Genomic DNA, 7,234 nt, shown 5'->3' with positions numbered 1-7,234 from the left:
GTAGCCCCGACCATTACCACGGTGAAAGGCTCGCCCAGTAACGACGAGATCGCCGACGGCAGCAACACCGTCGAGACCAGCGTGGTGCTGACCGGTACGGCCAGTAAAGGTCAGAAAGTCGATGTACTCGACGGCACCGTGTCCAAAGATCAGCCCATCGCCGATCCGACAACGGGCATCTGGACCCTGACCGTCAGCGGCCTGGCGGTGGCGGCGCACCGTTTTACCGCGAAGGCGCTTTACGGCTCGGGCCAGGTTTCGGCGGAGCGCACCCTTACCGTTGTCGCTGTGATAGTCCCGACGCTCACCAACGTGCAAGACGATAGCGGCAAGGAGATTCCAGAGGCGGGAGCCACGACCAGCATCACCTTGAAGCTCAGGGGTCAGGCAAGCAACGGTCAGCAAGTCGAGATTTTTGAGGGCACCTATGCATCTGCGGTGTCCAAGGGAATAGCCACGGCCGATCCAACGACAGGCATCTGGGAGCGCAGCATCACCGTAGAGGTGGGGGAACGCCGTTTGTACGCGCTATCGCTTTATCACAGCGCACCAACCTATTCGAATGTGCGTACCTTGACTGTGGCGTCCGGGCTAATTGTTGATACTTCTCCACTCGCGCTATCCGGGCTGAACTTCTCAATCAAAGACTCAGGCCTGCCCTGGGTTCTCTCAGGAATAGACCCCGTTGGTACCACTGCAAATCGGGCAGCTTCGGGTGGCGCTCCTCCCTTCACTTACACATCATCTGATGCTCAAATTGCCTCGGTTGATGGCAATGGAGTAGTTCGTAGCCTGGAGAACGGCTCGACTAAAATCACAGTCAGCGATACAACCGGCCAATCCGCTTCATTTGATGTGACGGTTACAAATGTCAAGAGACTGTATCGCAGTGCCACGTATATGCAGATCAGTGGAGTCGCAACCTGGTTTCAATCCGTATCAGGTGCTAGTCCCATTGACCGCATTCAGCATCTCCGGGTGCTGGATAAATTTAGTACCACTATATACGACGACGACCCCGACGATTTTGGCTTTTACTGGTGCGCAGCCCCCATTTTTACGCAGAAAGCTGTATTGATAAGAGATTTTTCTGGTTGGTACGTAGAGACTGGTAATCATGGATGGAACATTTTTGCAGTCTGTATCCGTTAGACGTTGCGGTGAATCTGGCGTTGGCAACGACAAAGGGGACGTATTTATTTATCCGTCCTGCACCCGCTCCGTGACCTGAGACAACATTAAATACCAGTGTTTAAAAGACACCTCCAGACACTCTCTCAGGCTACACATCCTTGCGCCGCTGCCTACGACTGCGCCAGAATCCGCCGGCTTGTGCGCCTAAGGGCCGGGCTCTATTGTTTCCCGGTCGCTGACGAATCAGCGATCGGGTTTAGCGACCCGAACCTTTGTAGGCGCAACAGCGCTCCAAACACTCTTGCAGACAGTTCATGTTTGCGATTGTTGTCATGGCGGCTGTGCGCGGGAGATCTTTGGATCTGCCGGGCGCCTACACCCGGTTCGCTAACCTGCGTGCAGCCGCCACCCTCACTTGTTTAGCGACAAGTATTGGTGGCTCCATTTTCTGTAGGAGTTTCACCATGTTCAAAATCACACCCAACCCACCCGAAACCGACGACGTTTCCCCCTACGAATCCACCGATTCCAAAAAGCTCAACAACGCCGTCGACCGCGCCCTCGATTACTACCTCAAACCGGTCATTCCCAAAGACACGCCGCGCAAGCCCAGCACCATTTTCTTCATTGCTCCCGAGACCGATGACGAAACCTTGCTGGTCAACGCCTGTGAGTCATTGGCGTCCGCCAGCGTCATGCTGAGCGATTTCGCCGGGCAACTGAACGGCCCGCAGCGCCACACCCTGCTCGGCATTCAGCAGTCCGTAATGCTGGGTGAACTGGCAGTGAACCGGATGCTGGATAACGTCGACCCGCAAGACTAACGAAGTCTCTGTACCGAACGGACAACAAAAAACCCGCCATTCCTTACCCAGGAATGGCGGGTTTTGTCGTTTCAGACGTCAGGTCACACGGTGTCCACCTTCAACGAATGGTCGTTGAGCATGCCGGTGATGATGGTCGCCGTGTCATGCCCCCCGGCCACCACACCGCCCGCCCCCGGCGTGACACCGTAGTGGCTKGCGAGGTCGACGCCTGCCAGGTCGATGGTCTGGTTCGGTGTGGCGCCGGCCATGGCGCTGACATCAATGCTGGTGATGACCGAGGCGCCGCTGCCGACCACTTTGAAATGCAGGTAGTCATCCAGCGAGGCCGTGGTGCTGTTTTCACCTTGCAGCAGTTGCGACAAGTCGAGTTTGTCGGTGCCTGGGGTGAAGTCGGTGACGACGTCGTGGCCGCTGTTGCCTTTGAGCCACTGGAAGGTGTCGGCCCCTGCCCCGCCCGTGAGGGTGTTGTTACCCAACCCGCCAATCATGAAGTCGTCACCACCGCCACCCTTGAGGATGTCGTCGCCCAACCCGCCGTTGATGACGTTGCTGTTGTTGTCACCCGTGAGGGCATCATTGAAATTGGAGCCGACCAGGTTTTCGATGCCGGTGAGGGTGTCGGTGCCAGCGCCTCCTGTGTTTTGCGGGGTGAGCAAGCTCAGGTCAACCGTGACCCCGGCAGTGGCGTGGGTGTAATTCACGGTATCAATACCCGTGCCGCCGTCGAGCAGGTCATTGCCCGTGCCGCTGAACAGCAAGTCATTGCCAGCGCCGCCATGCAGTTCGTTGTTGCCGGTGCCAGCGGTGAGCACGTCGTTGCCGTCGCCAGCGTTGATGATGTTGTTGCCGGTGCCCGCCACCATGACGTCGTCGCCCGCGGTGCCGGTGAGGGTGTGGCCGTCCTGGTAGGTGATGGTCACGGCCGCGGTGTCGCTGCCGCCGTGGTTGTCGCTGGCGGTGTAGGTGCCGTGGGCGTCCGGTGTGCTGTCATGGGCGCCGGCGTAGTTGACGGACATGGTCAACTGGTAGTTTTCGTCTCCTTTGGCGTTGCCGCCACTGGTGTTTTCGATGTTGGTGATGTGGATCCGGTAGGTCCCATCCGCCGAGGCGGTGATCGTCTCTCCGTCCCCGATGCTGATGAAGGCGCCGCCATTGAGGGAGTACTCCATGGTGATGTGCCCGGCCGCCAGGTTGTGATCCAGATTGAGGGTTTCACCCGCTTTCAGCTTCACGGTGATGAGGTCTTCATCGTTGGCGTTGTTGCCAGTCACCTGCCCCAGATAACCGCTGACCACCAGCAATGCCGTCATCGCCGCAGTGTTGCCCGCAAAGGCATTGCGCACGTCGGCCAGGTTCTGGTTGGCAGCGGTGTCATTGGTGCCTTTGAAATTGATCGCGCCGGTGCCGGTGAAGTCCGCGCCCTTGGCCACCCAACCGGTAGCGAAGTTGGTGGGCGATGCGGTCAGCGGATCCTTGTCGGCATCGGTGTCGTTGGCCAGCAGCAACTCGCCCGGCACCACGATATTGCCCGACATCACGTTGGTGATGATGTGGTCATCGACGGCCACCGGTGCCGCGTTCGGAATGACTTTGACCGTCAGCGTGGAGCTGGCCAGGTCGCCGTCGTTGTCGCTGACGGTGAAGCCGATGTTTTCGGTGATCACCACCGACGTGAATTTTTGCGAGGTGTAGGTGTATTCACCGGTGTCGAGGTTAACCACCAGCGTGCCGCCATTGTTGGTGGCGATACTGATGCTGTTGTTCACCGTGTTGAACGTGCCGTGGTTGACGCCGCCACTGAAGGTCAGCGAACCCTGGTTGGTGTTGCCTTTAGGGTCGAAGGTGTACGTGGTGCCGTCAACCGTAAGGGTTTTGATGAAGCCGCCATCAGCGCCGAATGTGCCGCCCTCCAGCAGCGTACCGGTGACCGGCGCGCCGACCACTGTGCCCGAAAGCACCGAGTTGAGTTGGTTGAGGTCGGTTACCACCACCGCGTTGTTGTCGGTGTGGGTGCTGCCGTCATAGGCGATCGGGTTGAGGTTGGCGTTGCTCACGCCGCTGCCCAGGCCGATCGCATAGTTCTTGATGCCGTTGGCGTCGAGGAAGGCTTTCAACGTTGCCTCGTCCGACGCACCGATGTCCTGGCCGGTGGTCGGTTTGCCATCCGAGAAGAAGTACCCGACGTTCTGCGCACCGGTCAGTTTGCCGGACGTATTGAACGCTGTCTGAAGCATTGCCACGGCAGCATCGTAGTTGGTGCCACCGCCCGCGGACAGCCCGGCAAGCAGTGTCTTGGCGGTTGCCACGTCGACCCACACCGACGTCCTGTCAGAGGCGGTGCTGCTGAAGGTGACAAGCTGCACTTTCACATCGCCCAGGTCATCGTATTTGTCGAGCAAGGCGCTGATGGCCTGCTTGGCCAACTCCAGCCGCGACAGGCCCGGCACGCCGGAGTCGTCGGCCATACTGCCGGAGATGTCGAGCACGATCAGAATGTTGGAGTCGATCTCCACCGCTGCCACAGAGCGATCCGAGGCCACCGCTTTGGGCACGTCATCGACAATGTTGACGATGATGGTGCTGGTGACGCTGTTGCCCGCGGCATCGGTGGCTTTGTAGGTGAAGCTTTCGCTCAGGGTGTTTGGCCCGTCATTGGCGTTCGGCGAGGTTTTGGGCGCCGAGGTGAGCGTATAGGTGTAAGTGCCGTTGGCGTTGAGCAGGATCTGCCCGTACGAGCCAGTGGCGCTGCCGACCAGGCTGTAGGTGAGCCCGCCGATGCCGCCGGTGACCGAACCGACCAGCGTACCGGCGGCGGTTTCCCCGGTGTTGCCCGGGTCGCTGCCGGTGACAGTGCCCGCCGCCAGGTCCTGACCGTCCTGGTTCAGGTCGAGGGCTTTTTCGTAGACCGTCACGTCCTGGTCAATCACCGCTTTGAGGCTCGTGTCGGTGATATTGATGGTGATGGTGGTGGTGCTTTCGTCGCCATCGGAATCGCGAATGGTGTAGGTGAACGTGTCAGTGGCACCTGCTTCACCCACTGAGTTCGGGTTACTGTGGTACACGGCGTTACCGGCCGCATCCAGGGTCAGGTAGCCGTAGGTGCCATTGATATTGAGGCCCACTCCCCCGCTCGCCGGGGTCCCTGTGTTGCCGCCGGCCCGTACACCCACCACCGCCCCACCCGCTGCGGCACCATCGGCGCCGAGGACATCGTTGCCCAGGACGCTGATGTTGACCGTTGAACCTTCGGCCGCGTTGGCGGTGTTCGGGGCTGCGGTAGGCAAGTCATCGACAATGTTGACGTTGATCTGACCCGACGCAGTGCTGCCGTCGCCGTCCGTGGCCACTACGTTGAAGTTCTCGGTGAGGCTGTTGGCGCCGTTGGCGTTTGGGTGCGCTTCGTTGTCGACCAGGGTGTAGCTGTAGCTGACCACGCCTGTCGTCGGGTTGTAGCCAGTGATGGTCAGCGTACTGCCCAACGGCGTGACGATCGATTGTGGGAAACCGGCGGCGACACCACCGACCACCACATGAATACCGCCGACGTCGAGGGTTTGCAGACCATCGAGCGCAGTCACGGTGAAGGTGCCGTTTTGAGTCAGCGCCGGAGTGTTCGGGTTGCTGCCGTCGCTGAGGTTTTTCTCGTAGACGGTGAGCTCGCCGCCGTAAACATCCAGCCCACTGATGGTCACCGGATCGTCGTTGTTGTGGATGTTCAGCACCAGGTTGGCGGTGCTGGTATCGCCGTCAGCATCGGTGATGGTGTAGGTGAAGTTCTCGGTGCCGTTGCCATTGCCGTGCAGCGCTTTGAAGTCGGCATCGCTGGTGTTCAGGGTGTAGGTGTAGGTGCCGTTGGCGTTGAGCACCAGGGTGCCGTAAGTCCCAGTGAAGGTGCCGGCGGTGATCGGGCCGGCGTTGGGGCCAGTCGGCACGCGGTCGGCGCCCTGTACGTCATTGGTCAGCACATTGCCGTTGAGGGTCAGCAGCGTTTCCGAGGCCGTGCCGGCGTTGCTGTCATCCACGCCTTTCGGCAGGTCATCGACGATATTGACGTCGAGGTTGGCGTTGGCGGTGGTGCCGTTGTCATCGACCACGGTGACGGCGAACTGCTCGGAGAGCGTGTTGGCGCCGTTAGCGGTTGGGTGCGCTTCGTTGTCGACCAGGGTGTAGCTGTAACTGACCACGCCAGTGGTGGCGTCAAACCCGGTGATGGTCAGCGTGCTGCCCAACGGGGTGACGATCGATTGTGGGAAACCGGCGGCGACACCACCGACGACCACATGCAGACCGCCGATATCCAGCGTCTGCACGCCGTCGAGGGCAGTGATAGTGAAAGTGCCGTTTTGGGTCAGCGCCGGGGTATTCGGGTTGCTGCCGTCACTGAGGTTTTTTTCGTAGACGGTGAGTTCGCCGCCGTAAACATCCAGCCCACTGATGGTCACCGGATCGTCGTTGTTGTGGATGTTCAACACCAGATTGGYGGTGCTGGTATCGCCGTCAGAATCGGTGATGGTGTAGGTGAAGGTTTCCGTGCCATTGCCATTGCCGTGCAGCGCTTTGAAGTCGGCATCGCTGGTGTTCAGGGTGTAGGTGTACGTGCCGTTGGCGTTGAGCACCAAGGTGCCATAAGTGCCGGTGAAGGTGCCGGCAGTGATCGGGCCAGCGTTGGGACCGGTCGGTACGCGGTCGGCGCCCTGCACGTCGTTGGTGAGCACATTGCCGTTGAGGGTCAGCAGGGTTTCCGAGGCCGTGCCGGCGTTGCTGTCGTTCACGCCTTTTGGCAAATCGTCGACGATGTTGACATCGAGGTTCGCATTGGCAGTGGTGCCGTTGTCATCGACCACGGTGACGGCGAACTGCTCGGACAGCGTATTGGCGCCGTTAGCGGTTGGGTGCGCTTCGTTATCGACCAGGGTGTAGCTGTAACTGACCACGCCGGTGGTGGCGTCGAACCCGGTGATGGTCAGCGTGCTGCCCAACGGGGTGACGATCGATTGTGGGAAACCGGCGGCCACGCCACCAACCACCACATGCAGACCGCCAATATCGAGGGTTTGAACGCCGTCGAGGGCGGTGATGGTGAAGGTGCCGTTTTGAGTCAGCGCCGGAGTGTTCGGGTTGCTGCCGTCGCTGAGGTTTTTCTCGTAGACGGTGAGCTCGCCGCCGTAAACATCCAGCCCACTGATGGTCACCGGATCGTCGTTGTTGTGGATGTTCAGCACCAGGTTGGCGGTGCTGGTATCGCCGTCAGCATCGGTGATGGTGTAGGTGAA

Annotated in this window: 3 protein-coding genes; 2 read left to right on the top strand and 1 reads right to left on the bottom strand. The window is 59.9% G+C overall.

The window, feature by feature from the left end:
• Both AC1D2P_RS29875 and AC1D2P_RS29870 read left to right on the top strand, forming a co-directional pair.
• Positions 1–1,152, top strand: a 1,152-nt coding sequence (locus tag AC1D2P_RS29875; RefSeq protein ID WP_477811740.1) for an Ig-like domain-containing protein, incomplete at its 5' end; no start/stop codon positions are given.
• A gap of 446 nt (positions 1,153–1,598) precedes the next feature.
• The gene (locus AC1D2P_RS29870) at positions 1,599–1,958 is read left to right on the top strand and encodes a DUF6124 family protein (RefSeq protein ID WP_477758590.1); all 360 of its coding nucleotides are present in this window, start codon (positions 1,599–1,601) and stop codon (positions 1,956–1,958) included.
• A gap of 83 nt (positions 1,959–2,041) precedes the next feature.
• On the opposite strand, the gene AC1D2P_RS29865 is transcribed toward AC1D2P_RS29870, so the two are convergent.
• Positions 2,042–7,234, bottom strand: a 5,193-nt coding sequence (locus tag AC1D2P_RS29865) for a beta strand repeat-containing protein (protein ID WP_477811739.1), incomplete at its 5' end; no start/stop codon positions are given.

It is taken from the genome of Pseudomonas sp. P1_F1_2, assembly GCF_056405815.1.
This window is presented reverse-complemented; position numbering and strand designations above follow the sequence as displayed.